We start from the raw sequence: 25,011 nt of genomic DNA, 5'->3' as shown, positions 1-25,011 counted from the left end.
TTGTCGAAGGGCTTTCCGCTCTGGCCGAGCAGTGCGCCAGTGGTCACGGTGCCGACCTCGCGGGCGGGGCCGGGCACAAGTGTTGGCCCCGGTCTGAACGGCCCGCGTTCGGTGTACAACGTACGACCGGCGAGCCCGTTGTTCGGACTCGCCGGTCGCAGCGTCAGCTCTCGCGGGCTGTCAGCCGATCAGCCACCCGTTCGGACCGCAGACGACGGGTACCGGCAGCGCAGGCCCGCCGGGCGTGGTCGCGATCTTCGCCCCGAATGCGTTGAGAACGATGGATACTGCTCGCTTTGAGTAGCTCAGTGCGAGGTGATCAGAGGTGTCGATCTCGCATCCGTTTTGCAGGGTGATGTTGCGGACGTCGGGCCCCGTGAGGAAGGTCGAGTCGTACGGCGTGGTGACCTCGTCATACCTCGAACCGACAACGGTGTACTTCACGCCGGGTACGGTATCGCCGCCGGCGTTGAGCTTCTTCAGCAGCCGCGAATCGTAGACCTGCTGGATACCCGAGACGCCGACCCCGAGCGCGACCGGACCGAGAACATCGATGCCGAGGTTGTTGATGGTGCGTCCCAGTGCGCCGATCCCGACCAGCGTGGTGCCGTGGTTGGTGGCACCGAGGGTCACCAGGTGATCGACCTTGCCGGCGCCACCGTCGAACTTCAGGTACTGGCGTGCGGTCAATCCGCCCTGTGAATGACCCACCATGTTGACCTTCGACGCTCCGCTGGATGCGCGGACGCGATCGACGAAGGCGGCGAGTTGTTTGGCCGACTGCGCGATGTCGCCGGTGCCATAGGCGCCCGGCAACACCGTCCCCAGTCCGCCACCCTGGCCGAGACCGAGGATCCCGTAGTTCAGTGCATAGACGCACAGACCGGCTCGTTTGAGGTTCGGCGCGAGGTAGGCCCAGTTGTTATAGGCGTTCTCCCACGTGCCATGCACCAGGACGACGGGATCTTTCCCGTCCGAGGCCTTGCAGTTCCAGTCGTTGGTACCCGGTGGGGCGACGTCGGGGTTCGACAATCCGTTGCCGAAGGCCTTCCAGAAGTCGTCTTCCTCCTTGCCGCTCCCCGTCGGCACCTTGGACGTGCTCGAACCGCTGAGGATGACGTCGTCGGCGACGTTCTTCTTCAGACCGGACTTGATCGTGGAGTTCAACTCCTGCTGACTGGCGGCCGATGCGGGCACCGTTGTTCCCAGTCCTACTGATAGGGCCGCGGCCATGACGACGGCTCCCCCTACCAGCCGTCGGCCCCACGATCCTCGCGACAGGACGGATTGACGCATGATTCTCAACTCCCCCACTCGATGTCGGTGTCCGCATCACAACCGATCCCCCAATGCGATTGTGCTGTTGCGGCCACGCATATTCCGCAGGAGACGCTACACATACCAGTTCCGAAAGATGAAGGAATTCAGGAATTTTGGTATCGCTAATCGCGAATCAGTCTCTCGAACAACTTGACCGAGCGCTTGGTCAGACGGGATTGAAAACCGCTGTTGCGCAATGAACTTGACGTAGCGCACAATCCGAACACACGACTGGGTCAATTGCCCAACGGCGCGTATGGGCTGGTCTGCCCTGGAACGGAGATCGGCCCTGGCGCTTGGCGAAAAGTGCTCTTACGATCTGGTCTCACGCGCTGCCCGGGGGGCATCGAATGGCGGGCCTTCGGACCCGGTCTCGCTGCGCGTTCATGGGGAGGAACCGTCAATGCCAAATCGGCACTATATTTTTCGCTGCCCGATCACGATCGTCGGCGTCATGATGCTCACGGGACTCGGCCATGCCGCACCGCAGGCATCGCCGCATCCGGAGGTGTTTCCACGCCACGTCGAGTGGGCATCGGGCCTGTGCGAACTCGTCAATTCGGGGTCGGCAAATCCCTGTGCTGTGGCACCGCATCCGCGTGCTCCTCGGCGGCCGCCGGTGAACGCGCCGCCGTTATTGCGTATCGACCCGTTCGGGACCCGCGTCATCGTGCTCGGCGCTGCGCTCAACCGCGACGGCTCGATGAAGCCGGTGCTGGTCTCGCGCCTGCGCGCAGCCCTGCGGCTGGCGCGGGAGTTCCCGCAGGCCTGGGTGATCACGACCGGTGGCAACCCGCAACACGGCCGAACCGAAGCTCAGGCAATGAAAACGTGGCTGGTCGACCACCAGATAGCCCCAGCTCGCATCGCAACCGAGAACCGCTCTCGAAACACCGTCGAGAACGCGCGCAACTGCGCCCGAATCCTGGTCGCAGGGCATTCCACGGGCGCAGTTCTGGTCACCAGTCCTGACCACGTCGCCCGTGCCACCCACGACTTCCGCCGCGAAGTCCACGGAATACCGATCGCCGGCGTCAGTACGCCCGCATGACGGTGGAAGTCCTTGTGTCCCAGGTGCACGACCGAACGCTCACTCACGAAGGTCGAGTGGATTCATCTGGGTCGGCCTCTGGACAGCTTGGAGCCGGTGCCTTAATGTGACGGTTACGCGCCAGTAAGTTACCCGTCGGTAAGGGCACCGGGGGGTCGGTATCCATTTCGGCCGGGGGCCCGACCGCCGCCTATGCAGTCCGCAGAAACATTCTTCAACAACAGTTTTCAGCACCAATTTGGTCACAGGCCCGGTCCGTCGACCGCGCCAGCGGGTTCGTCGTGCGTTCAGCTGGCTGTGCGTACGAGGCTCACCGGCCTTGGGGGGAGCTCATGCCAGATTCACTCATCATCAGCCGTGCCCATGGCCCGGACCGAGACGAATACTTTGCCAGGTACCCAGCGGAGGCGTTCGACGTCCTCGAACCGGTCGTCAGACCAGGCTTCGACGCAGTGCTCGACGCCCCCGAAACGTTCGCGTTTCGCTTCGCTATTTCGGTTGTGCCGTCGAAGGTGTTGTGCCACAACTCCGAACAGATCGAAGCGCTTGCGCGGCTCGTCGCCGACTCGCCCAATGCGTCGAACCCTGGGACGCACGACCGGACTGCATCCGGAAGCCCTACGGACCTCATCTCGGAAGTGACGACATGACCACACAAGCACTTGGCGAATTCCAACGCGGCGGGCTGGTCGCCACGCCCGAGGTCGCGGCGGCACCCGCAACGACCGCCGACAAGCTCGCGGAGCTGTATCGCCGAATGGCGCAGACCCGGGAGCCCGCCGGCGCTGCGGGAGTCGCGAAGCGAGAGCTGAAGGGGATTCCCAGTCCACGCGAGCGGATTGCGATGCTCGTCGATGCCGGGAGCTTTGTGGAGATCGGGGCGCTGGTCAAGCAGCCCGGATCCCCGGGTGCTCTCTACGGCGACGGTGTGGTCACGGGCCATGCAACCATCGAGGGCCGACCGGCCGTGGTGATCGCTCACGACCAAACAGTCTTCGGTGGCTCGGTCGGTGAGATGTTCGGCCGTAAGGTGGCCAGCGCGATGGAGACCGCCGCCACAGTCGGATGCCCGTTCATCGCCATCAACGACTCCGGTGGCGCCCGCATCCAGGACGCCGTCACATCCCTGGCCTGGTATGCGTGGGTGAGCCGGCGTCAACACAATTTGTCGGGTCTGGTGCCCCAGGTATCGGTGATGCTGGGCAAATGCGCTGCAGGAGCGGTCTATTCGCCAATCAACACCGATGTCCTGATCGCGACGAAGTCGTCACACATGTTCGTCACCGGCCCTGACGTGATCCGGGAGACGACGGGCGAAGAAGTGACGCTCGACGAACTCGGCAGTGCCGTCAACCAAGCCCACAACGGCAACATCCACCATGTCGCAGAAGACGAAAAGGAGGCGTTCGATTGGGCGCGGGCATATCTGCGCTTCATGCCGTCGAGCTGTTTCGAACGCGCACCGCTGGTCAATCCGGGACTGGAACCCGAGATCACCGATTCCGACCGCGAACTCGATCGTGTGATTCCCGACGAGCACAACGTCGGGTATGACATGTTCGACGTCTTGCTACGAATTTTCGACGACGGAGACCTACACGAGATCGGCGATGGTGTGGCCGCCAACATGATCACCGCATTCGCTCGAGTCGATGGGCGAAGCGTAGGTGTGGTCGCGAACCAGCCGCAGGTGGCCGCCGGCGCGATCGACGCGCGCGCCTCAGACAAGGCCGCCCACTTCATTCGTCTCTGTGACGCGTTCGGACTGCCGCTGATCTTCGTCGTCGACACACCCGGAGTTCTGCCGGGGGTCGAGGAAGAACGTATCGGCGTCATCAAACGTGGTGGGCGCTTCTTCTACGCGGTCGTCGAAGCAACCGTACCGATCGTCACGGTCATCACCCGCAAGGCATTCGGCGGCGGCTACGCGGTGATGGGTTCCAAACAACTCGGGGCAGACATCAACCTCGCCTGGCCGACCGCCCGAATCGCCGTCATGGGTGGTGAAGCCGCGGTCAGCCTCACCCAACGCCGCCAGCTCGCCTCGGTGCCGGAGGCCGATCGGGCCGCCGTCCGACAGCAGATGATCGATCTGTACAACACGACTGTCGCGACCCCGTGGGTGGCTGCCGAGCGAGGTTACATCGACGCCGTCATCGAACCGTCCCAGACCAGACTCGAGCTACGCAGATCGCTGGCGATGCTCGCCGACAAGGATGGCCCACGCAGCACTCGTAAACATCTCCTGATGCCCCTGTAGCGCCGCCGTCCCAGAGACACGACGGCCGAGACCATCACACACGAACGAGCACACTATGACCCGTCACCACGCAATTGCCGTCTGCGCCCGCACCGAGCTCCGCGGGCTGATTTCCCAGCACCACCGATTGGCCACCATCTGCGTCGACGCCCCCGGCCAACGGCGCGTCCACCGGGCGGTCGCCATCCTGCTCAACGATGCCGATCCCCAGAACTGGGGCGACACGAGCAACGTCACCGAACCCGACATCCGCGATCTCATCGTCGATGTCATCACCCGCAAGATCGCCGCGACGTCCGATCCGCAGATCCGCGGACACCTGATCGGATCCCGCATGTTGTTGACCAACGACATTGCACCCACACTTGTCATCGACAGCGCAGGATGAAAACCGACCCGCGGTGTCACGAGGGATCAGTGTGACGCCCAGCCGTCCGCGGCGCTCGCCTGCCGCCACTCGACGTCCCAGCGGTCCGCGTGACGTCGTGCCACCCCCAGGCCGACCAGACGCACGCCGGCCAGCAGTAGTGCCGCGATCGTGAGCCACCCGAACACCCCGACCGCAGCGGCACCGGCCACTCGTCCGAATCTGTCCGGTGGCTGCGGTACCACGTTGCCGGACGAATCCGTCCAGATCCGGGTCGTCGTGCCGGCACGGGTCGTCGACGGCACCGATGTGGTGTCGGTCCTGGCCACGCCGTCGTCCATCCACCTGACCGTGGCCCCGGTGTCCAGTGCGGTCGGGTCGGCGGGCAGCACGTCGACCACGCGAGCCGTCACCGGCGTGGTCGATGCGGCGCGCGCCGACACCTGGCCGTACGTCGAGCACCCCACGAGGACCGCCAGGGGGACGGCGAGAAGCGCGACGACAGCAGTCACGAGCCCAACGGTTGCGACCATCCGGTCGCCTCGCCGCAGGAGCGGATTGGACGACCATGGCATCCGTCCGCCGATCGTGCCGAGCGCGTACCGCAAACCGTTCGTCCTCCCCATGGTGTCGATCTGATCCGGGACCTTGTACCTCCAGCATCTGCCGAAAACGGCGGAATGGCGAGCGACGACCGTGTACACGGTCATTTCTGTGATGGACATGACACGCTGCAACGTGGCGTCGGCGCTCACAGGGTTCTCCCAGTCATCGTCCAGCCTGGCGTGAGTCGCAGGCCCCACTGTGGGATCAAGACATCCGACACAGGAGGACCCATGACCACAGTGCTGGCACGCCCGGGTGCGACGACACCCGGCGAACCGCCACCCCCGGCCGGAGCGCGCGGCCGCCACGCCGGCGAGAAACCGCGGCCCAAGCGCGCCGTGGCCTGGAGCCCGTTCGCCCTGACGGGGCTGCTGGTGACCACCGCCGTGCTCTACCTCTGGAACCTGGCGGCCAGCGGGTACGCCAACACCTTCTACGCGGCGGCCGCCCAGGCGGGCTCGCAGAGCTGGACGGCCTGGTTTTTCGGATCGCTCGATTCGGCGAACTTCATCACGGTCGACAAGCCGCCGGCGTCCCTCTGGGTGACCGGCCTGTCGGTGCGGGTGTTCGGGATGAACAGCTGGGCGGTGCTGGTCCCGCAGGCATTGATGGGGGTGGCCGCAGTCGCGCTCCTGTACTGCGCGATGCGACGTACCTTCACCGACGCGCGCCACGGCACTGCCGCAGGCCTGATCGCGGGCGCTGTGCTCGCCTTCACCCCGGCTGCGGCGCTGATGTTCCGGTTCAACAACCCGGATGCGTTGCTCGTCCTGCTGATGGTGGCCGCGGGTTATGCGTTGATCCGGGCGATCGGGACGAACTCGGGCCGTTGGCTCGCGCTGGTCGGTGTGGCCCTGGGCTTCGCCTTCCTCACCAAGATGTTGCAGGGATTGCTCGTGCTGCCCGCTTTCGGGTTGGCATACCTGATGTTCGCCGACAACGGCTGGTGGAAGCGGATCGGCCACCTGATCGGTGCGACCGTCGCGCTCATCGTGTCGGCGGGCTGGTTTGTGCTGGCGACCATCCTGGTGCCGGCCTCGGCGCGCCCGTACATCGGCGGCTCGACGAACAACACCTTCATGGATCTGGTGTGGGGCTACAACGGCGTGGGCCGCATCAGTGGCGGAGGCGGCGCCGGTGGGGGCGGCGGCCCCGGTGGTGGACAGGCCGGCGGTTCTTTCGGAGGTTCGACCGGTCTCAACCGGCTCTTCAGCTCGGAGATGGGCAACGAGATCTCGTGGTTGCTCCCGGTGGCCCTGCTCGCACTCGCCTTCGCGATCTACCTCGGGCTGCGTAGCTTCCCGATCTTCCGCTTCACCAACGGGATCAGCCGTGTCGAGGGTGGCGCCGTGGTCGCCTGGGGCGGCTGGCTGGTGATCACCGGACTGATCTTCAGCTTCATGAGCGGCACCATCCACCCCTATTACACGGTGGCCTTGGCGCCGGCGATCGGCGCGATGATCGGCATGGGCGGCGTGTTCGCCTGGCGGCGACGGGATCACTGGGACGGCCGGATCGCACTGGCCGCGATGATCGGCCTCGCCGGCTGGTGGTCCATCGTCCTGCTGAACCGCAACGACTTCGGACCCGTCTGGTGCCGTTGGCTGATCGGTGCGGTGGCGGTGATCAGCGTGGTGATGCTGCTCGTGGGCAGCGTGATGGCCTGGCGTAAGGCCGTGGCAGGCGCCGTGATCGTCGGTGCTCTCGCCGGGGCCGGCGGCAGCGTCGGATTCGCGATCGCGACCGCCGCGACCGCACACACCGGATCGATCCCGACCGCGGTCAGCACCTCCATGGAAAGTGGCGGCATGGGCGGACCCGGCGGAGGCGGTGGAAACCGCGGCGGTGGCAACACCCCGGGTGGCAACGCGCCGAGTGGCAACGCTCCCGGCGGGAACGGCAGCACTCCGCCGTCCCAGAACGGTCAGGCCCAGAACGGTCAGGCCCAGAGCGGTCAGGCCCAGGGTGGTCAAACGCAGAGCGGCACCACGACCAACAGTGGTCAGGGCCAGCGCCCGTCCGGTGGTGGCGGCATGGGTGGTGGCATGGGTGGCGACATCTCGTCGAACACCGAACTCGTCGCCCTGCTGAAGTCCTCGGACGCCACGTGGTCGGCGGCCACCAACGGGTCGCAATCCGCCTCCGGCATCGAGATCGCCACGGGCACCGCGGTGATGGCCATCGGTGGATGGAGCGGAGACCCCGCTCCGACCCTGCAGCAGTTCATCGACTACGTGAAGGCCGGCAAGATCGGCTACTACATCGGTGGCGGCGGACAGGGCGGTCCCGGCGGAAACTCCGAGATCTCCACCTGGGTCGCGCAGAACTACACCGCGACCACAGTCGGCGGGACGACGGTCTACAAGCTCAACTGATCCGACGCCCTCGACCGACCAGCGACAAGGAAGAGCCGCTCACCCTCAGGGGTGGGCGGCTCTTCGCATCGTCGGTGTTTCTCCGGCAGGTACTGTCGGGTCATTCACCGGGGAAGGATGACGACGATGACCGACCGACTCACCGAGTTCGCCAATGGCCCCTACGTCTTCGACGTGATCGACAGCGGACCGATCGACGGCGTTCCGATCGTCTTGCTGCATGGCTTCCCACAACGCGCGACGGCCTGGGAACTGGTCGCACCGCTGTTGCACGACAAGGGTTTTCGAACGATAGCCCCGGACCAGCGTGGCTATTCGCCGCGCGCGCGACCGAGCGCTCGTCGCGATTACCGCATGGGTGAGCTCGTCGGCGACGTGGTCGCGCTGATCGACGCCCTGGGCGTCGAGTCGGTTGACCTGGTCGGCCACGACTGGGGAGCTGCCGTCGCGTGGTCGGTGGCGGGCGCGCATCCCGATCGGATCCGCACGCTGACCGCGGTGTCGGTGCCACATCCGGCCGCATTTCTGCGCGCGATGCCACGCGGACAGCTGCTCCGGTCGTGGTACATGGCGTTCTTCAACCTGCCGAAGATCCCGGAACTGTTCCTGTCCAGGGTTTTTCGGCCGTCGGCCGGTGGTGGGAAGAGGATCGGGTTGCCGGAGCCGTTCGCGAGTCGCCTCTACGACGACATCGTCGCCTCGGGTGCGCTGACCGGGGCGTTGAACTGGTACCGCGGCCTGCCTCTCGGGACGCGCGAGGATCGGCGGTTCCCGAAGATCGTCGTCCCGACCACATACCTGTGGAGCGACGGCGATTTCGCGCTCGGTCGCACGGGTGCGGAGATGACCGCGAACTGGGTGGACGCGCCATACGACTTCCGCGTCATCCACGGAGCCGACCACTGGTTGCCGGAGAACCGGCCTGCCGAGGTTGCGTCTGCGATCCTCGACCGCGTGGCGGTCCAGTCGACCTAGCGGCGGCGCCGCAATACCGCGATCAGGATCGCCACCAGGGCGGCGAGCGCCGCGCCAGCGGCGATCGGGACCGTCCGGTTCGCCGACGGGAGCTCGGTGGGCGCCCCGGCCCGGAGCTGCGCGAAGGTTGCTCGCTGCGCATCGGATTCGGCGACGGCGTCGACGACGGCCGGAGACGGACGCGACGGCGGGGCCGACGGTGCGGTCGACGCGGGACCCGACGGTCCGGTCGGCGCCTTCTTCTTGACAGGGGGCTTGGGCGGTGCGGACTTGGGCGCGGCAGGCCTCGGTGCGGCGACGTCGGGCTTCGGTGCGGGGGTATCGGGCGGTGCCGGCGGGTCCGGCTCGGCCGGCGTCTCGCTCGTCGGTTTTGTCTCCCGTGCCGCCTGCTCCTCGGCCGCCTGCTTGTCGGTCGCCTGCTTCTGGGCGGGTGACTTCTTTGCCGCGGCCTTGTGTGTTGCTGCCTTCTTCGCAGGCGCTTTCTTGGCCGGCGCCTTTTTCGCAGCCGGCTTCTTGGCTGCGGCCTTGTTTGGTGCGGCCTTGTTTGGCTCAGCCTTCTTCGGCGGTGCCTTCTCGGCAGGCGTCTCGGTGGCCGGTGCGCTCTCGCCGGCCTCGGTACCTGCCGACTCCGGCGACCCGGCCACTTCGGACGCCGAGTCGTCGGACGGGGAGTCCTGGGGAGTGTTGTTCGGGCCGGAGTCGGTCATCTGCTGCTCACGCTCCCTTGCGTGGTGAATCGGTGCGGCGGGTAGGGCCCCATTTTACGACGTCGGCGTGGTCACGCACCGCGCGACGGAGGATCAGGCGCGCACGCCGAGCCGTGCCAGGATGTCCGCCTCGATGGCTTCGAGTTCTGACTCGATCGATTGGTGTGCGGTCCGGCGCTGAGCCGCCGGCATGGCCTCCGCGGCGTCGACGGCGATCGCGAGGTTGTCGAGACGGGTCGCCATCGCGGACACGAACGCCGAACCCTCGTCGGAGGTGTCCTTGGTGGCGACCTTCTCCAGCGATGCCCGGGTGCTGGCGATCCGTGCCGACAGCGTCGCGCCGTGGCCGGAGAACTGACGCAGCACATCCGGTGAGACACCGGCGCGGTTCGCCTGGAGCGCGGTGACCTGACCGCGCGCCGCCACCGCCGCGCGATAGGCGATCGGCACGACAATGGGCGACAGCAGCCGCACGACGGTCAGATAACGGCGGACACTTGCCGGGCTGAACGCCTGGGCGTCGGCGTCGGCCTTCGCCTTGGCCGCGGTCGCCTTGGCGTCGGCCTTCGCCACCTTCTGCTGGACCTTGCCGGCCGCCTTGGTGGTCTTGCGCTCCTGCTTCAACTCCTTGGCGTGGTCCTTACGGTCGGCGCGGCGTCGGGCTTTGTCCGACCTCCGCGCACTCTTCGCCTCGAGCTTGGCCTCCAACTTGGCCTTGGTCTTCAGCGCCTTGGCCTCGGCCTTTCGCTGGGCGCGAGTCTTGCCATCCGACGAGAACAATCCCATCTGAGGAACCTACCTCCTGTGCGGTGTCCCGGAGCTTGAGATAACCACCCGGCTCGGAAACCGAGCGGGAGTGCGTGCATCGGTACAAGCATTACATAGGCTCGACGAGGGCGGTCCCGCGCGAAGCGTCGGTGCACGACGCGAGGCACGGACCGATGTCGGAAAGGATGGGCGAGTGGCAGCAGCGGCAGTGGTCTTGCACCCGCGCGATCTCGCGGGCTGCGAACATCGTCTCGCGCTCGACCAGTCGCACCCCGACCTCGTCCGTGCGCGTCCCGATACGCCCGAGGCGCAGCGGCGCAAGGATGCCGCCGCGGACCATCGCGGCGGGGTGCGCGACATGGTGCGCGGTCTGCACAGCGATCAGCCACCCGGCACGGTCGTGCTGGTCGACCCGACGTCCGACCATGCGACACGCGTCGCGGCCACCATGGCCGCGTGCGCCGCCGAGACCCCCTGGATCTGGAACGCCACCTTGCCGACCGACCGCGAACGTGGCAGGCGAGGGCACGCCGAGTTGCTCATTCGCAACGGCTCCGGCTACGTCCCGGTGATCGTGGTGAACCATCGGGTCAGCTACGACGTGAAACCCGGAAACGGCGGTAACGGCGGCTCGACGCTGACGAGTCCCGTCTGGACGTGGGCACCGCGACCGGACGCGTCCCGCAACGCGCGTAATCAGCGTCGCGACCAACTGCGGCTGGCTCAGCTGACCGCGATGTTGCTCGACCTCGGGTTGACGCCCTCGGCCGACCTGGTGGATCTCAGGGGCGGTGTCATCGGGATCGACGCAGATTGCATCGTCGTCTTCGAGATGGCCGGTCTGCTGGAGGATTACGCCGAGACGTTCGAACGCCGGATGGCGATCGCCGGGCAGACCATCCCCACCACGCCGCGCCGCATCGGCGAGTGCCGGAGCTGTCCGTGGTGGCCGCGCTGTGGGCCCGAACTCGAAGAGCGCCGAGACGTGAGTCTCGTCGTCGGCGGCAACCAGAGCATCGCGCTGGGCGAGATCGGGATCACGACCATCGACCAACTGGCCCAATTCCGCGGCGCCCCACCGACGGACTGGCCGGGAAACATCCGGTTCGACGACGCGGTGCTGAACGCGATCGCCTGGCTCACCGACATCCCGCTCATCCGTCGCCTGGAAGAGCCGCAGGTCGATCGGGCCGACGTCGAGGTCGACGTGGACATGGAGAGCTACGGAGAACATGGCGCCTACCTGTGGGGCACCCTGCTGACCGACAACGCCGATCCGTCGCGCGAGGTCCGGTATCGGGCGTTCGCCACGTGGGAGCCGCTCCCCACCCGGGACGAGGGCAGATCGTTCGCAGAGTTCTGGGGCTGGCTCACCGCCGAACGTGAAGCGGCCCGCGCCGCCGGGAAAACCTTTGCGGCATACTGCTACTCACAGCAGGCCGAGAACCGGTGGCTGCTGGGATCCGCGCGGCGTTTCGCCGGCGACGACGGGGTACCGCCGCGCGCCGAGGTCGAAGAGTTCATCGCCTCCGACGAGTGGGTGGACATCTACGAGGCGGTCGGTCGCAACTTCATCTGTCCTAACGGCAAGGGGCTCAAACGAGTCGCACCGGTCGCCGGTTTCACCTGGCGCGATGCCGAGGCGAGCGGCGAGGCGTCGATGGACTGGTATCGAGACGCCGTCGGTCTGGGTGGCGCCACCCCCGATCCGGCGCAGCGGCAACGACTGCTGGAGTACAACGAGGACGATGTCCGCGCCACCAAGGTGCTGCGCGAATGGATCGACGGCCCGGCGAAAGGCGAAGTCCCCCACGAGGACACGGTGCTCGAGTTCCGCGACCGCTGAGCCCGTCCGTCGCTCCCGCGACGATCAGGATCGCGTGGCGCGCAGCGCCTCGAGGAACGAGCCGCTCCCGAGCAGGGCGACCGCACCGAGCAGCAGAAGGGCCCCGGGTGCGAGCCCGAGGATGATGCGCCGCGCCGTGGCGAGCGCGCTGTCGTCGGCAGCGGGCGGTGCCGCAGTCGGCCGGGAGGCAGCGAGTGCGGGTTGGTTCGAGTTCGGCGTCGACGCCCGGGGGGTGGGCGCCGGCGGCGGACCTGCTGGTCGGGCAGTCGTCGGTGGGACGGCCGTCGGTCCCACACCCTGTGCTCGGGCGGGAGCCGGACCCGCTGCGTCGGCAGTCGGGAGGCCGGGGACCTCGGCACCCGGTGCTGCGCCGCCCTGATGTGAATCTGCGCGGCTCGCGGGCCCGTTCTCATCCCTGCTCGTACTCCCGTCGCCCGAGCTGCCGGGCATACGTCCGCCGGTCTGCGGGGTCGAGGTGAAGAGCGGGGGACGGGACGGCAAGACGGCCGCGGGTGCGTCGTCGTCGTCCGTGGAAGTGGTGGGCTCGGTGGGCTCGGTCGTGGGTTGGGTCGGGTCGGTGGTGTCCGTGGGCCCTGGCGTCGGTTCGGGGTGGCCCGTCGTCGCGCCGCCGGTACCGGATTCGTCGTCTCCGGATTCGTCGCCCCCGGATTCGTCGTCACCGGGTTGGTGGTGACCAGGTTGGTCGTCACCACTGTGATCGTGGCCGCCCCGGCCGGGCCTGCTCCCGGAACCCGAACCGCTGTGCGATCCGGAACCGCTGTGCGATCCGGAACCGCTGTGCGATCCGGAACCGGTTCCGGATCCCGACGACGAATCGGGCGCCGAGAACGCGACGCCCGCACCGATGCCGAGCACGGTGGTGGCGATCAGCGCGGTGGCGGCCGTGAGCGCACCGATACGTCGGCGCGGCGCGGCTCGACGCGCGGCTCGGTGATTCATCGGACCCCCCGGTTCGGTGCGTGTCCTGCAACGATGATCGACTTATGGTCGCCCAGAGTTCATCTTCCGGTAAGCTCGGATTTGCGCCACCACAGGTTATTCACGATCGAGTGTGAAGAATGCCACACCGGGCAATCGTTACAGCATCGGCACAGGTGATACGCGTGGGGGGATGCGTTCAGGTACGTTCAAATCGTAACGGGCGTTGCATCCACGATGCACGCCGGTCTTAAATGTTTGCAAGTTCAAGCTTTGAATTTGCCGGGGAGAAGAATGACTTCACGAATTGCGGATGTGTCAGTAGGGGGCGACCGTCGAATGAACGTCGAGGGGATCGGCTCCGCACCACGAGAAGCACTGGACCCAGGATTGTTCGCACGCCGTCTCGAGGAACTGTTCCGTACGGTTCCGGGACCCAATGGCCGTGCCTACAGTGCAAAAGCGATCGCAGCGCGGTCGACGGAGAGGGGATTTCGCCTGGGCGAGTCCTACTTGAGTCAGTTGCGCTCGGGTAAGGCCAAGTCGCCGTCGTTCCGGACGGTCGAGGGCATCGCCGCCGCGTTCGGCGTGGATGTCCACTATTTCCTCGAGGATCGGGCGGCGCAGCGGACGCGCGACGAGATCGACCTGATGCGCCTGCAGGCCGACACCAACGTCCAGCTTGCGGCATTCCGTCTGGCCGGACTGTCGAGCGACTCGGTCACCGTCGTCAACGAGCTGATCAAGGTCCTGCGCGAGCAGCAGGGGCTGCCCAAGGATCCGCCGGACATCCTCGCTGCGGGGATCTCCGACGCCGCGACGGAGGAAGCACGCCTGCGCGTCGTGGGCGCGCGAGCGGTGGACTGAACGTCCTTGTTCGACGAGGCCCACTGATCCATGCGAAGTCAGCGTGCGCTCCGCGCATTGTGCCGTGACACGCTCAAGGGTCTCGATCTCGACCTCCCGCTCGACGTCACCCAACTCTGCGACCGCTTCGGCGCGCAGCGGGGACGTGCCATCCGGCTGATCGCCCACCCGCTCCCTGCCGGGGTGCCCAACGGGATCTGGTTGGCCGCCGATGACGCGGATTACTTTTTCTACCAGGCGAATACGTCCAAGCTGCACCAGGATCAGATCGTCGTGCACGAGTTCGGACATCTGATCGCCGGACACCAGATGCTGGGCGCGGTCTCGGCGTCGGCCCTCACCACCCCCTCCGACGAGCAGTCGGACGCGGCGCTGAACCACACGTGCTATTCGGACGCGCGTGAATGGGAAGCCGAGATGCTGGCATCGATGATCCTCAACTGGGCCGGTGAGGCGCGTCTGACCGTCGGATCGACACCGGACGACACCCATCTGCGTGGCATCCAGCGTGTCCTCGGCGGGCACAAGGGCTGGCTGTAGCGTGATCGTCGTCGGCGTGGTCAACGCGATTGCCGCACTCCTCTTCGCGGCTGCATTGTGCTGGCGCCTCGAACAGATCCGACGCGAGGGCGGTGGCCTGCAGGCCGTCGCCATGACGGTGGCCATCGCGGCCTTGACCATGGCCTTCGTGGTCTCCGGCGACGACGTCACGGATGCGATCGACACGCTGACGTTCACCGGCGCCGACCGTGTTCTCTTCTACGCGTTGCTCGCCGTCGGCGTCGCCGCGCTGATCGTCGTCTTCTTCTATCCCGGTCGGTCCACCACCCGAGAGCGCCGGGCCGGCATCGAGGCCATCCCGCTGGTGGTGGCGCTCGTCGGTCTGCAGGTGACGATGCTCGTCATACCCACCGACCTCCGCACCGAGCAGGTCTCCGAATGGACGGTTCGCAACGTCGCGTTCGCCCTGTTCATGCTGATCGCCAGCGGGTACCTCACGTACGGGTTCGTCGCCTGCGTGCGGAGCGTCGGCACGGTCATCGTGATCGCGGCTGGCTACCTGCGGATCTCGTTGGGCCTCTTGCTCGTCGGCCTCGTCTTCCTCACCGCGAGTACGGTGCTCCAGATCGTCTTCGTCATCGGCTCGGCGGGCGATGTCGTCCGGCTGCCGTGGTTGTTGGACGTCAGTCGGGTGTGCTCGATCATCGGCGTGGTCGCCTTCCTGATCGGCATCAGCTTCCCCATGCTGCGGTCGCGCTGGCATTCGATCACGGTGCGTCGTCGCCACCGACGCGCCGCCGACGACCTGATCCCGCTCTGGGAGATGGTGACCGGGCCGGTGCCCGAGGTGGTCCTGCCGACGCCCGGATCGCCGTCGGCGTCGATGGTGTTCCATCGCCGCGTGGTGGAGACGCGCGATGCGCTCACCCAGCTGAGCCCATTTCTCACCGAGGATTTCGACGTGGTCGACGACGACGCCCGAGTGGACATGCTCTGGGCGGCGGTCGAGGAGTACGAGGTCGCCGGACGGCCCCGGGGCGCTGTACGTGAGGTGGTGCCCGGCGGGCCGGACATCGATGCCGACGCGGAACCCCTGTTGAGGTTGTCGAGGGCGGTCGCCGCGCAGTCGGCCTAGCGGCCGAGCCGGACCGCGACGATCAGCGTGGCGCCATCCTGATGGCGCCATCCATGCGGATGGTCTCGCCGTTGAGGTAGTTGTGCTCGACGATCACCTGGGCGAGCTGTGCGTACTCCTCGGGCTCACCGAGTCGCTGCGGGAACGGGATGGCCCCGGCCAGCGTCTGCTGGAACTCGGGTGTGACGCCCGCCAGCATCGGCGTCTTGATGGTGCCGGGTGCGATGGTGCACACGCGAATCCCGGCCCGCGCGAGATCGCGGGCCGCCGAGATGGTCATCGCATGCACGCCACCCTTGGACGCGGCATACGCGATCTGGCCGATCTGCCCCTCGAACGCGGCGACGGATGCGGTGTTGATGATGACGCCGCGCTGACCATCGTGGTCGACGGTCGGCTCGGTGGCCATCTGTTCGGCGGCCAGACGCATGACGTTGAACGTGCCGACCAGGTTGATGTTGATGATCTTCTGGAAGAGGCTCAGATCGTGCGGTCCGTCCTTGCCGAGGATGCGCGCGGCCCAGCCGACGCCGGCACAGTTGACCGTGACGCGCAGCGGAGGAGCCGTGTCGGCGAGGGTCTCGATCGCGGCCCGCACGTCGATCTCGCTGGTGACGTCGGCGGCCAGCAGGGTCACCCCACCCACGGCCCCGGCCTTGTCGATGGCGGGTTGGAGATCGAGTCCGAATACCTGCGCGCCCGCATCGGCGAAGCGCGCGGCCGTTGCCGCGCCGAGCCCCGATGCCGCGCCGGTGACCAGTACCGATGATCCGGCTACGTCCATGAGCGATCCTTTCGAGGTGTCGGTGTCACCGATCACAATAGACAGCGCGCGGTGGGGGACGGACCACACTTCTCGGAATCACCGAACGTTCGTTCGGGAGACCCCGTTCTGGTTGTCGGGCGCGACGACGTCGCTGCCGGGCGGGTCGGCGGGCGCGGATCGGCGCAGATGCCGGAGGTAGACCGCACCGATGCCGAGCAGCACCACGACGGCGCTGAGGGTGGCGATCACGGTGACCGTACCGGCGTCGGAGAGTCCCTCCCACAGCAACCACGCGGCGAAGCCGAAGAACAGGACGGCGGCGGCGCGGGCGATGGTCCGTTCCGGCAGATGCTTGCCGAGGAGTGCGCCGATCGCGATGGCGAGCGCATCGGCGGCGACCATACCGATCGTCGACCCGATCCACACACCGAGCCAGTCGTTGTTGGTCGACAGGGTGATCGTCGCGAGCATCGTCTTGTCGCCGAGCTCGGCGAGGAAGAACGACGACATGACCGCGAAGAGCACCGATTTCCCGACCCGGTCGGCCTTGGTCGACTCGTCGTCGTCGAGGTGGTCGCCGCGCAGTGTCCAGAGACCGAAGACGAGCATCGCGAGACCCGCGAGGATCGACATCACGTCCGAGGGGATCGACACGCCCAGGAAGTGCCCGAAGAACACCGACACGGCATGGACCGCCGCGGTGGCGAAGGTGATCGCGAGCAGGACGACCCACCAGCGATAGCGAAGGGCGTAGGTCATGGCCATCAGCTGCGACTTGTCGCCGAGCTCGGCGACGAAGATCACGCCGAAGCTCAGCAACAGGGCAGCAATCATAAGGGCCAGGTTAGTGTTGCCTCAGTCGGCATCGCAACAGATTGCCGAGCCGTATTTCCGCAGGTAGGACGCACAAAACTAAAATTTTGGGGACCCTAACTCATTCGATGCAGGTCAGGCCGCCAGCAGCATGGCGAGCACCGCGGTGTCGGGGTCGGAGTTGGGATCGATACCAACTTGGTTACGCAGAGTGACAACCGTCCCGTCGGCCTCGGCCTCGGCCCAACCGGCCCGGTGTTCGAGTCCGAGTTCGGGCAGCCCCGGCAGCAACACGCACCCCGACGCGACCTCCGAACACTCGGGCAGCGACGGCCGGGTCTGCGACGGGGGATGCAGCATGACCAGAGCGGGCGGATTGCTGAGGAATCGGCCCGCTTCCACGAAACTGTCGTCGATCACGTTGCCGACCGCGACCATCATCCCGACGGCATCGGCCTCCGCATCGTCGGGCCGTTCCTCGACGACCCCGAAGATGGTGGTGGTCGGCAGAAAACCGGGGCGACAGGCGATGCGTACGGAGGCGACGAGTGTCTGCGTCCATTCGAGCGTGGATTCGGGCCACCGGCCCGAGATCAGGATGCCGTTGAGCGCTCCCTCGAAGTGAAACGGCGTGAGGCCGATCGGGATGGATGTCGTCATCGCTGGTCTCCCTCGTCCACAGGGCGGAACTCCGGACTCAGACCCGAGAGCGGAGATCCTGTGGAAGAAATATCCACCCGGGATGCCTCGCAGACAACTCGAACACGAGGGTTGTGACGGTTCTTTTACACGCCGTAGTCCGCCGACAGCCCGGGAAGCGGGGTCAGAGTCGGCGCTCTGCGGCCGATGTGTCCGCCGTGACACCGGCGCGCCTGCGGGACCAGGCACACTGGATGGGTGAGAAATTCCGCCCCGCTGCGTCCCATGGAGATGGCGTCAGTCGCCATCTTCGGTGGGCTGACCGTCGCGGCGATCGTGGTCGCCTCCGTGGTGCCCCTGGCGACCGCGGTCGGATTGCTGGCCCCGGTTCCGTTGGCGCTGGTAGCCGCGCGCACCCGTCCCCGGGCGCTGATAGCGGCCTCGGTGGCGGCCACCGGGGTGAGCTTCGCGATGGCGGGCACCGGCGCCGCCGCGACCGTCCTGGGCTCCGCCCTCGTCGGCGGCATCGTCGGCGACACGAAACGCCGCGGCCGCGGCCTCGGGACGATCACGATGGCGAGCCTGATCGCATCACCGATCATCGGGGGTCTCTCGGTGCTCGTGCTGCTGGTCCTGGTGCCATTGCGGAAACTGGCTCTCGAGGCGCTCGGCAACACCATCGGCGGACTGGTGAAGCTGCTCGACAACTTCCCCGCCCTGTCCGGGCTCGCCGACACGGTCGAGTCGCTCGGCAACAGCATGGTCGACCAGTGGTGGATCTGGATGTGGGTGTCGGGTGCCCTGGGCACCGCGCTCTCCCTCGCGGTGGCGTGGTGGCTGCTCGGTGGAGTCGTCGGCCGACTCGCGGACGTCCCGAGCGAGGACACGCTCGACGCAGGCGATGTCGCCGACGGCGACGCACCGGTCGGTCCGCTACCGCTCACGTTGTCGGGCGTTGGCTTCCGATACGGACCGGAGATGCCGCAGGTCCTCGACGACGTGCATGTGACGTTGACGCCGGGCGAGTTCGTCGCGGTGGTCGGCGCCAACGGTTCCGGCAAGTCGACGCTGGCGAAGATCCTGGCCGGTCGGGCACCGACGTCGGGTTCGGTCACCCGGCCCGGTGCGGCGGGGCTCGGGCGTCACGGGGGTACCGCGATGGTGCTGCAGCGTCCGGAGACCCAGATGCTCGGTTCGCGTGTCGCCGACGACGTGGTGTGGGGGCTGCCGCCCGGTGTGGACGTCGATGTGGAAGCGCTGCTGGCCGAGGTCGGACTCGCCGGGCTGGGGGCGCGTGAGACATCAGATCTGTCTGGTGGTCAGCAGCAGCGCCTGGCCGTCGCCGCGGCGCTCGCGCGCGAGCCGGCGCTGCTCATCGCCGACGAGGTGACCTCGATGGTCGATCCCACCGGCCGCGACGAACTTCTCGCGCTCCTCGCCGACCTGCCGTCCCGTCGCGGGATGACGGTCGTGCTCATCACCCACCGTGGCGCGGAGGCCGCGGCCGCCGACCGGGTGGTCCACCTGCACCTCGGACGGGTCATCGATCATCCGCCACAGTGGGTTCCACGGCCCGGCTCGGTCGAGGAGCCGGTGGTGCTGACCGGGCTCGACGCCGTACCCGGCGCGGCCACCGGCGAACCGCTGCTGGTGCTCGACAGCGTCGGCCACACCTATCTGCGGGGTTCCCCATGGCAGGTGAAGGCGCTGCACGACGTGTCCCTCACCGTGTGCCGGGGCGACGGCGTGTTGGTGGTCGGCGGAAACGGTTCGGGCAAGACGACACTTGCGTGGATCATGGCCGGGCTCATCGGGCCGACGGCCGGCACGGCCGATCTGCGCGGCAAACCGGTGACCGGTCAGGTCGGTGACGTCGCGCTGGCCTTCCAGCACGCCCGCCTGCAATTGCAGAAACAGACCGTCGGCGACGAGATCATGGCCGCGGGTGGCATCGAGGTCGGCACCGCGGAGGTCGCGCGCGTGCTCGAGTCGGTCGGACTGCCCCGCGAGATGGCGGCCCGGCGGATCGATTCGCTCAGCGGCGGTCAGATGCGCCGCGTGGTGCTCGCCGGACTGGTCGCGCGGCGGCCCAAGGTCCTCATCCTCGACGAACCGCTCGCCGGTGTGGACCCCTACGCCCGCACCGAGATCGTCGCGATGCTCGCGCGGCTACGGGCCGACGGACTGACCATCGTGATCATCTCCCACGATCTGACCGACCTCGACGCGGTGGTGAACCGTCGGGTCCAGCTGACCGACGGCACGCTGGCCACGTTGTCCGAACCGTCGAAGACGCTCGGGACACCGAACTTTCAGTCCGCATCACCGGAGGTGGCCGAATGAGCGTACAGACAGTTCCGCTCCGGCAGGTGCCGGGTGATTCGCTGATCCACCGCCTCTGGGCGGGTACCAAGCTGATCGTCGTGATGGCGCTTGGCGTGATGACCTGGGTGTTGCCGTCGTGGCCTGCGCTCGGGTTGGTCGCCGTAGTGGTGCTCCTGACGGCGATCATCGCGGGCATCCCGCTCGGCGCGATTCCCCGTCCGCCGTGGTGGTTCTGGGGTCTGATCATCGTGGGCGGCGCGCTCAACCTGACGTTCGGGCCGTCGGCGCTGGTGGTCTATCTGCGGGCCGTCACGTTGGGACTCGTCCTGGTGGCGAGTTCGATCCTGGTGATCTGGACGACGGCAATGGCCGAGGTGGCACCTGCGATCGCGACATTGATGCGGCCGCTGCGGATTCTGCGCCTTCCGGTCGACGAATGGGCCGTCGCGATCGCGTTGTGCCTGCGCGGTCTGCCGCTGCTCATCGAGGAGTTGCGGATGCTGCGGGCCGCCCACCGGCTACGCCCGTCCGCCCCGGCGCGCAGTGGTCACCCGGCCGCGGAGATGGGTGTGGTGGACATGATCACGGCCGCGTTGTCGAGCGCGCTGCGGCGCAGTGCGGAGATGGCGGAGGCGATCACCGCCCGCGGCGGTACCGGGCGTCTCACCGCGTATCCGTCGCGACCGGGACTCCGTGATGCCGTGGTGCTCGTCGTCGTCGGAATCGCCTGTGCCGGCGCAATCGTCGCGACGATCCTGCTCTGACCCGACCCGCCGACCGTGCGCACTTTTGTGTCGATCGTGCGCGAAATCCCGCCGACCGTGCGCAGTTTCGTGCCGATCGTGCGCGAAATCCCGCCGACCGTGCGCACTTTCGTGCCGATCGTGCGCGACGACCGGTCGATGCGCACAGTGGGCGGGATTCTGCGCACAGTGGGCGAGTTTCTGTGCCCGATCGACGAAGGTCTGTGCCCGCTCGACGGACGACTGTGCCCGCTCGGCAGACGACGACGGCGGCCACCCGATTGTGGGTGACCGCCGTCGAGGTCGATCGAGTCAGGGCGATCAGGCGGGGACGATGAGTCCTGCGCCCTGCTTGCTTGCCGTCGCGAAGCGCTCGGCCGCGTCGGCCCAGTTGACCACGTTCCACCACGCCTTCACGTAATCCGGCTTGACGTTCTGGTAGTCGAGGTAGAAGGCGTGCTCCCACATGTCGAGCATGACGACCGGGATGATCGCCGCGGGGATGTTGCCGCTCTGGTCGGTCAGCTGCAGGATCACCAGATTCTTGCCGATGGTGTCGTAGCCGAGGATGGCCCAGCCGCTGCCCTGCAGGGTGGTGGCGGCGGCGGTGAAGTGCGCCTTGAACTTGTCGAAGCTGCCGAACTGATCGTCGATCGCCGCGGCGAGATCACCTTCGGGCTTGTCACCACCGTTGGGGGACAGGTTCTTCCAGAAGATCGAGTGGTTGGTGTGGCCACCGAGGTGGAACGACAGGGTTGCCGAGAGTCCGTAGACCTTGCCGGCGATGGTCTCGTCGTCGCGGGCCGCGGCCAGCTTCTCGAGGGTGTCGTTTGCGCCCTTCACATAGGTGGCATGGTGCTTGTCGTGATGGAGCTCCATGATCCTGCCGGAGATGTGCGGCTCCAGTGCCGCGTAGTCGTACGGGAGATCCGGCAAGGTGTATTCAGCCACGATTTTCCTCTCTGAGGTGCTGTGCGTTTCTCACTGCGCGCGTGAAAAGCTGCGACGTCTGACGTCGGTCACGCGGGTACTTCCACCCTTACCCACAGCATGGGGGATTGCAAACATTGCGGCGGAATCCACTTCAAGTGCGGTTGAAGTTCTCCTCGCCGAGATCGGCGTCGGACCGCCTGGTCAGATGACGATCAGGAGGACGAGCAACGCGATCAGCCCGGCGATGCTCGCGGCCGTACCGAAACACGCGGAGCGGACGTCGTACGTCGCTCGCGGCGCCGCGGCGCGAGGGCTCATCGCTCGACGGAGGTCCGTGCTCGCGTGCGTTGCCATCGAAACCCTTCGTCGTCGCTGGTCGCGGCTGCATTTGCCGCGGGGCCGGACCGGCAGTGGTGACCCAGAGTGACTGTGGTCACACACCCAATGGTCGCGTCATAGTAGGCAGACCGTCGGGCATACATCAACCCCGACGGTGTCGGCCGCGGGCGTAGGATCGGGGCATGTCATGGCTTGACCAGCTACTTTCCGGGCAATCGCACAAGCGTCATCTCGTACCCGCCGATCAGGCGCTGCCCGGCCGCGACGCGGCGGTGCCGGTCGCGGCCGATCACCTTCTCCTGAGGCATCCGATGAAGGGAGCGACCGACCCGGACGGGAACGGGATCGGCGAGTTCGGCGACGGGCTCTCGGCCGTGGTCCTCGCGGGCGGATGTTTCTGGGGTATCGAGGAGATCTTCTGGCAAGTACCGGGGGTCTACACGACCGCCGTCGGCTACGCAGGCGGGTACACGTCGAATCCCTCCTACGAGGAGGTCTGTACCGCCCGCACCGGGCACACCGAATCGGTTCTGGTGGTGTTCGATCCGTCGGTGATCGATTTCGAGGGCGTGCTGAAGATCTTCTGGGAGAGCCACGATCCCACTCAGGAGATGCGGCAGGGCAACGACGTCGGGACGCAGTACCGGTCGGCGATCTACACGGTGTCGGAGTCCGATGCCGAGGTCGCCCGGTCCACTGCCGAGAAGTTCGGCACGGTGCTGGCCGATGCCGGACTGGACCCGATCGCCACGGAGATCAAGCCGCTCGCCGAGGCCGGCGACGGCCGCTTCTACTATGCCGAGGACTACCACCAGCAGTACCTCGCGAAGAATCCGCACGGCTATCGGTGCCACGCGGCCACGGGCCTGCACTACCCGGCCGCCTGATCGGTGGCCGACGAGATCAGTCCGGGTCAGTGGAACCGGACGCTGCTGCAGCGCCAGCATCTGCTCGACCGCGTCGATGAGGACGCCATCGAGGTGCTCGACCGTTGCGTCGGCCTCCAGGCCCAGGAACCCAAGGCGCCGTTCTTCGGTTTGTGGTCGCGTATCAACGATTTCGATCCCGCGGAACTCGACGGTCTGCTGACCGATCGGGAGGTCGTCCGGATGGCGCTGCTGCGATCGACGGTCTTCCTGATCGACGCCGCGGACGCACGATGGATCCGGCCGATCGCGCAACCGTTGCTGGACACCGAGGTCGCGATCCATGAGCGACGTCTCGCCGGCACCGCCGCCGCCGACGTGCTCGCCGAGGCGGCCGAACTGCTGGCGGGCCGGGAGATGTCCGGGGCGGCCCTGGGTCGTGAACTGGCACAACGGCACCCCGACGACGACCCGTCGACGCTGGTCGCGGTCGCGAGGTGTGGGTTGCCGCTGGTCCAGGTGCCACCCCGCGGACTCTGGCGGGGCTCCGCGGCGCCCACCTATCAGCTCTTCGACGACTGGGTCGGGCCCGGCGAACCGGCGGTCGTCGACGACGAGGCCCGTAAGGACCTCATCCGGCTCTATCTCCGGGGATTCGGTCCCGCGACGGTGCAGGGGATCCAGACCTGGTGCGGGCGTACCAGGCTGCGACCGCTGCTCGACGCGATGGAAGCCGATTGGGAACTCGTGATCCGCACCGGTCCGGACGGAGAGCAACTGTTCGACCTCGACGGTCTCGACATCGTGGACGAGGACGTTCCCGCGCCGGTCCGGTTCATTGCTCCGTACGACAACGTGATTGTGGCGCAAGCAGATCGACGTCGGATCGCCGACGACGACCGCTATCGGAGCCTCCTCACCGCGAACGGCCGATACCCGGGTTTCGTGCTCGTCGACGGCCGTCTCGCCGGCTCATGGCGGGTGGAGGACGACCGCGTGGTCGCGGACATGATGATCGACCTCCCGCGTCGTGGCCGTGCCGAACTCGAAGTCGAACGTCAACGACTGCAACAGTTCTGCGATACGCGAGCCTGAATCACTCGCCGGTGCGCGGGTTGCGGCTCGTGATGCAGTATCGCCTGCCCACGGGATCGGACATCACCGTCCAGGTCGGGAACTCTTCGACGACGCGTGCGCCCCAGTCCTCGTGCCGCGCGACCTCGTCCTCGACCGCGGTGGCGGCCAGGTCGAGATGCCCGCCGGCTGACGTCGCGGTGTCATCTGGCCCGTTGCGTTGCAACAGGATGCCGACAGCCAGGTCGTGGTCGCGACGCAGGCGGAGAAATTCGGGACGGATGGTCGGCTCGGTGGGCATGCCGGTGAACCGGGTCCAGAACTCGACCTCGCGCTCGTGGAGTTCGCGTGGGATGTCGATGCACACCTGGTCGATGATGCTGATCGTGTCGCCCGGCCATCGGATCGGCCGCGAGCGCTCGGACTCGCCCTGCCATTCGACCAGGCAGAACACAAAGCCTGCGGGCGAGGCCAACGACATGTACGCGGGCCCGGCGTGGTCGCGAACCACGGTGGCACCCAGGGCGATCGCCTCGGACGTCGCCGATCGCGGGTCGTCGACGTGGAGGTCGAGATGGATTCCGCCGGGTCCGGCGTCGATCCGTTGCACACGGAGATGGGGATCTCCGTTGAACGGCTCCAACGAGGCGAACTCGCGGTGTTCGCCGCGCGGCGGCGACACGGTGCTGCCGGCAATCGCGCGCCAGAACGTGACCTCGGCGCCGAACTGCTCCGCCGGAAAGTCCAGGAATGCGGTGAGCCATCGGATCTCCACGCCGAGAGTCTAATGTCGTGG

26 protein-coding genes are annotated in these 25,011 nt (G+C 67.1%); 15 read left to right on the top strand and 11 right to left on the bottom strand.

Annotated features, from left to right (window positions below):
• Nucleotides 1-180 precede the first annotated feature (180 nt).
• The gene (locus ACLQ3I_RS04395; protein ID WP_425793091.1) at nt 181-1,296 is read right to left on the bottom strand and encodes an esterase/lipase family protein; all 1,116 of its coding nucleotides are present in this window, start codon (nt 1,294-1,296) and stop codon (nt 181-183) included.
• 280 nt (nt 1,297-1,576) lie between these two features.
• Here ACLQ3I_RS04395 and ACLQ3I_RS04390 point away from each other — a divergent pair, with 280 nt between their 5' ends.
• The 4 genes from ACLQ3I_RS04390 to ACLQ3I_RS04375 all read left to right on the top strand — a co-directional run bounded on the left by ACLQ3I_RS04390 (nt 1,577) and on the right by ACLQ3I_RS04375 (nt 5,019).
• Complete coding sequence (locus ACLQ3I_RS04390; protein ID WP_425793090.1) at nt 1,577-2,371, top strand: YdcF family protein; 795 nt, start codon at nt 1,577-1,579, stop codon at nt 2,369-2,371.
• Between the two features lie 332 nt (nt 2,372-2,703).
• On the top strand, nt 2,704-3,021 hold the full coding sequence (locus ACLQ3I_RS04385; protein WP_425800200.1) for a hypothetical protein: 318 nt from the start codon (nt 2,704-2,706) through the stop codon (nt 3,019-3,021).
• Nucleotides 3,022-3,128: 107 nt separating this feature from the next.
• Nucleotides 3,129-4,631: an acyl-CoA carboxylase subunit beta gene (locus ACLQ3I_RS04380; protein ID WP_425793476.1), complete on the top strand. Its 1,503-nt coding sequence runs from the start codon at nt 3,129-3,131 to the stop codon at nt 4,629-4,631.
• Nucleotides 4,632-4,686: 55 nt separating this feature from the next.
• A complete protein-coding gene (locus ACLQ3I_RS04375) occupies nt 4,687-5,019 on the top strand; it encodes a hypothetical protein (RefSeq protein ID WP_425793088.1) in 333 nt (110 codons plus the stop codon).
• 26 nt (nt 5,020-5,045) lie between these two features.
• On the opposite strand, the gene ACLQ3I_RS04370 is transcribed toward ACLQ3I_RS04375, so the two are convergent.
• Nucleotides 5,046-5,573, bottom strand: a complete 528-nt coding sequence (locus tag ACLQ3I_RS04370) for an Rv1733c family protein (RefSeq protein ID WP_425800726.1) — start codon at nt 5,571-5,573, stop codon at nt 5,046-5,048.
• 261 nt (nt 5,574-5,834) lie between these two features.
• Between ACLQ3I_RS04370 and ACLQ3I_RS04365 the strand changes: the two genes are divergently transcribed.
• Together ACLQ3I_RS04365 and ACLQ3I_RS04360 are read left to right on the top strand one after the other, a co-directional pair.
• Nucleotides 5,835-7,979, top strand: coding sequence for an ArnT family glycosyltransferase (locus ACLQ3I_RS04365; protein WP_425800199.1), 2,145 nt, complete (start codon nt 5,835-5,837; stop codon nt 7,977-7,979).
• Nucleotides 7,980-8,105: 126 nt separating this feature from the next.
• Nucleotides 8,106-8,954 carry an alpha/beta fold hydrolase gene (locus ACLQ3I_RS04360; RefSeq protein ID WP_425793085.1) on the top strand — a complete coding sequence of 283 codons (849 nt, stop codon included), beginning with the start codon at nt 8,106-8,108 and terminating at the stop codon, nt 8,952-8,954.
• On the opposite strand, the gene ACLQ3I_RS04355 is transcribed toward ACLQ3I_RS04360, so the two are convergent.
• Both ACLQ3I_RS04355 and ACLQ3I_RS04350 read right to left on the bottom strand, forming a co-directional pair.
• Nucleotides 8,951-9,661 carry a hypothetical protein gene (locus ACLQ3I_RS04355; protein ID WP_425800198.1) on the bottom strand — a complete coding sequence of 237 codons (711 nt, stop codon included), beginning with the start codon at nt 9,659-9,661 and terminating at the stop codon, nt 8,951-8,953. The two genes, ACLQ3I_RS04360 and ACLQ3I_RS04355, sit on opposite strands and share 4 nt — an antisense overlap.
• Before the next feature lie 93 nt (nt 9,662-9,754).
• Nucleotides 9,755-10,447, bottom strand: coding sequence for a DUF6474 family protein (locus tag ACLQ3I_RS04350; RefSeq protein ID WP_425793083.1), 693 nt, complete (start codon nt 10,445-10,447; stop codon nt 9,755-9,757).
• Nucleotides 10,448-10,622: 175 nt separating this feature from the next.
• Here ACLQ3I_RS04350 and ACLQ3I_RS04345 point away from each other — a divergent pair, with 175 nt between their 5' ends.
• Nucleotides 10,623-12,275 carry a TM0106 family RecB-like putative nuclease gene (locus ACLQ3I_RS04345; RefSeq protein ID WP_425793081.1) on the top strand — a complete coding sequence of 551 codons (1,653 nt, stop codon included), beginning with the start codon at nt 10,623-10,625 and terminating at the stop codon, nt 12,273-12,275.
• A gap of 24 nt (nt 12,276-12,299) precedes the next feature.
• On the opposite strand, the gene ACLQ3I_RS04340 is transcribed toward ACLQ3I_RS04345, so the two are convergent.
• Nucleotides 12,300-13,235 carry a hypothetical protein gene (locus ACLQ3I_RS04340; protein WP_425800197.1) on the bottom strand — a complete coding sequence of 312 codons (936 nt, stop codon included), beginning with the start codon at nt 13,233-13,235 and terminating at the stop codon, nt 12,300-12,302.
• Nucleotides 13,236-13,553: 318 nt separating this feature from the next.
• Between ACLQ3I_RS04340 and ACLQ3I_RS04335 the strand changes: the two genes are divergently transcribed.
• Genes ACLQ3I_RS04335 through ACLQ3I_RS04325 form a run of 3 tightly spaced genes read left to right on the top strand, consistent with a single transcriptional unit; the run spans nt 13,554 to nt 15,717 of the window.
• A complete protein-coding gene (locus ACLQ3I_RS04335; RefSeq protein ID WP_425793079.1) occupies nt 13,554-14,081 on the top strand; it encodes an XRE family transcriptional regulator in 528 nt (175 codons plus the stop codon).
• A 30-nt stretch (nt 14,082-14,111) separates the two neighbouring features.
• The gene (locus ACLQ3I_RS04330) at nt 14,112-14,621 is read left to right on the top strand and encodes a hypothetical protein (RefSeq protein WP_425793078.1); all 510 of its coding nucleotides are present in this window, start codon (nt 14,112-14,114) and stop codon (nt 14,619-14,621) included.
• Nucleotides 14,622-14,637: 16 nt separating this feature from the next.
• The gene (locus tag ACLQ3I_RS04325) at nt 14,638-15,717 is read left to right on the top strand and encodes an MAB_1171c family putative transporter (protein WP_425800196.1); all 1,080 of its coding nucleotides are present in this window, start codon (nt 14,638-14,640) and stop codon (nt 15,715-15,717) included.
• Nucleotides 15,718-15,739: 22 nt separating this feature from the next.
• Here the strand turns inward: ACLQ3I_RS04325 and ACLQ3I_RS04320 are convergent, their stop codons facing one another.
• From ACLQ3I_RS04320 to ACLQ3I_RS04310, 3 genes are all read right to left on the bottom strand, one after another.
• Entirely contained in the window at nt 15,740-16,501 is a 762-nt protein-coding gene (locus ACLQ3I_RS04320; RefSeq protein WP_425793076.1) for an SDR family NAD(P)-dependent oxidoreductase, read from the bottom strand.
• Nucleotides 16,502-16,579: 78 nt separating this feature from the next.
• Nucleotides 16,580-17,317 (bottom strand): TMEM165/GDT1 family protein, encoded by a 738-nt coding sequence (locus ACLQ3I_RS04315; RefSeq protein WP_425800195.1) that lies wholly within the window; start codon nt 17,315-17,317, stop codon nt 16,580-16,582.
• A gap of 114 nt (nt 17,318-17,431) precedes the next feature.
• A complete protein-coding gene (locus tag ACLQ3I_RS04310; protein WP_425800194.1) occupies nt 17,432-17,956 on the bottom strand; it encodes a peptidase in 525 nt (174 codons plus the stop codon).
• A 264-nt stretch (nt 17,957-18,220) separates the two neighbouring features.
• Between ACLQ3I_RS04310 and ACLQ3I_RS04305 the strand changes: the two genes are divergently transcribed.
• Genes ACLQ3I_RS04305 through ACLQ3I_RS04295 form a run of 3 tightly spaced genes read left to right on the top strand, consistent with a single transcriptional unit; the run spans nt 18,221 to nt 21,341 of the window.
• Nucleotides 18,221-20,278 carry an ABC transporter ATP-binding protein gene (locus ACLQ3I_RS04305; protein ID WP_425800724.1) on the top strand — a complete coding sequence of 686 codons (2,058 nt, stop codon included), beginning with the start codon at nt 18,221-18,223 and terminating at the stop codon, nt 20,276-20,278.
• Nucleotides 20,275-21,024 (top strand): energy-coupling factor transporter transmembrane component T family protein, encoded by a 750-nt coding sequence (locus ACLQ3I_RS04300; protein ID WP_425800193.1) that lies wholly within the window; start codon nt 20,275-20,277, stop codon nt 21,022-21,024. The genes ACLQ3I_RS04305 and ACLQ3I_RS04300 overlap by 4 nt, the downstream gene beginning before the upstream one ends.
• Nucleotides 20,988-21,341 (top strand): alanine-zipper protein, encoded by a 354-nt coding sequence (locus tag ACLQ3I_RS04295; RefSeq protein WP_425800722.1) that lies wholly within the window; start codon nt 20,988-20,990, stop codon nt 21,339-21,341. The genes ACLQ3I_RS04300 and ACLQ3I_RS04295 overlap by 37 nt, the downstream gene beginning before the upstream one ends.
• On the opposite strand, the gene ACLQ3I_RS04290 is transcribed toward ACLQ3I_RS04295, so the two are convergent.
• Together ACLQ3I_RS04290 and ACLQ3I_RS04285 are read right to left on the bottom strand one after the other, a co-directional pair.
• Nucleotides 21,325-21,954, bottom strand: a complete 630-nt coding sequence (locus ACLQ3I_RS04290) for a superoxide dismutase (RefSeq protein ID WP_164309992.1) — start codon at nt 21,952-21,954, stop codon at nt 21,325-21,327. The two genes, ACLQ3I_RS04295 and ACLQ3I_RS04290, sit on opposite strands and share 17 nt — an antisense overlap.
• A gap of 183 nt (nt 21,955-22,137) precedes the next feature.
• A complete protein-coding gene (locus ACLQ3I_RS04285; RefSeq protein WP_425800192.1) occupies nt 22,138-22,290 on the bottom strand; it encodes a hypothetical protein in 153 nt (50 codons plus the stop codon).
• Between the two features lie 167 nt (nt 22,291-22,457).
• On the opposite strand from ACLQ3I_RS04285, the gene msrA reads away from it, so the two are divergent.
• A complete protein-coding gene (msrA, locus tag ACLQ3I_RS04280) occupies nt 22,458-23,162 on the top strand; it encodes a peptide-methionine (S)-S-oxide reductase MsrA (protein WP_425800191.1) in 705 nt (234 codons plus the stop codon).
• Between the two features lie 3 nt (nt 23,163-23,165).
• The gene (locus tag ACLQ3I_RS04275) at nt 23,166-24,236 is read left to right on the top strand and encodes a winged helix DNA-binding domain-containing protein (protein WP_425800190.1); all 1,071 of its coding nucleotides are present in this window, start codon (nt 23,166-23,168) and stop codon (nt 24,234-24,236) included.
• 1 nt (nt 24,237) lies between these two features.
• Here the strand turns inward: ACLQ3I_RS04275 and ACLQ3I_RS04270 are convergent, their stop codons facing one another.
• Nucleotides 24,238-24,990, bottom strand: coding sequence for a VOC family protein (locus ACLQ3I_RS04270; protein ID WP_425793070.1), 753 nt, complete (start codon nt 24,988-24,990; stop codon nt 24,238-24,240).
• Nucleotides 24,991-25,011: the final 21 nt, after the last annotated feature.

This window comes from Gordonia sp. DT101 (genome assembly GCF_049844895.1).
Taxonomy (GTDB): domain Bacteria; phylum Actinomycetota; class Actinomycetes; order Mycobacteriales; family Mycobacteriaceae; genus Gordonia.
Note: the sequence above shows the minus strand (reverse complement) of the source record. Positions and strands in the feature narration are given on the sequence as shown.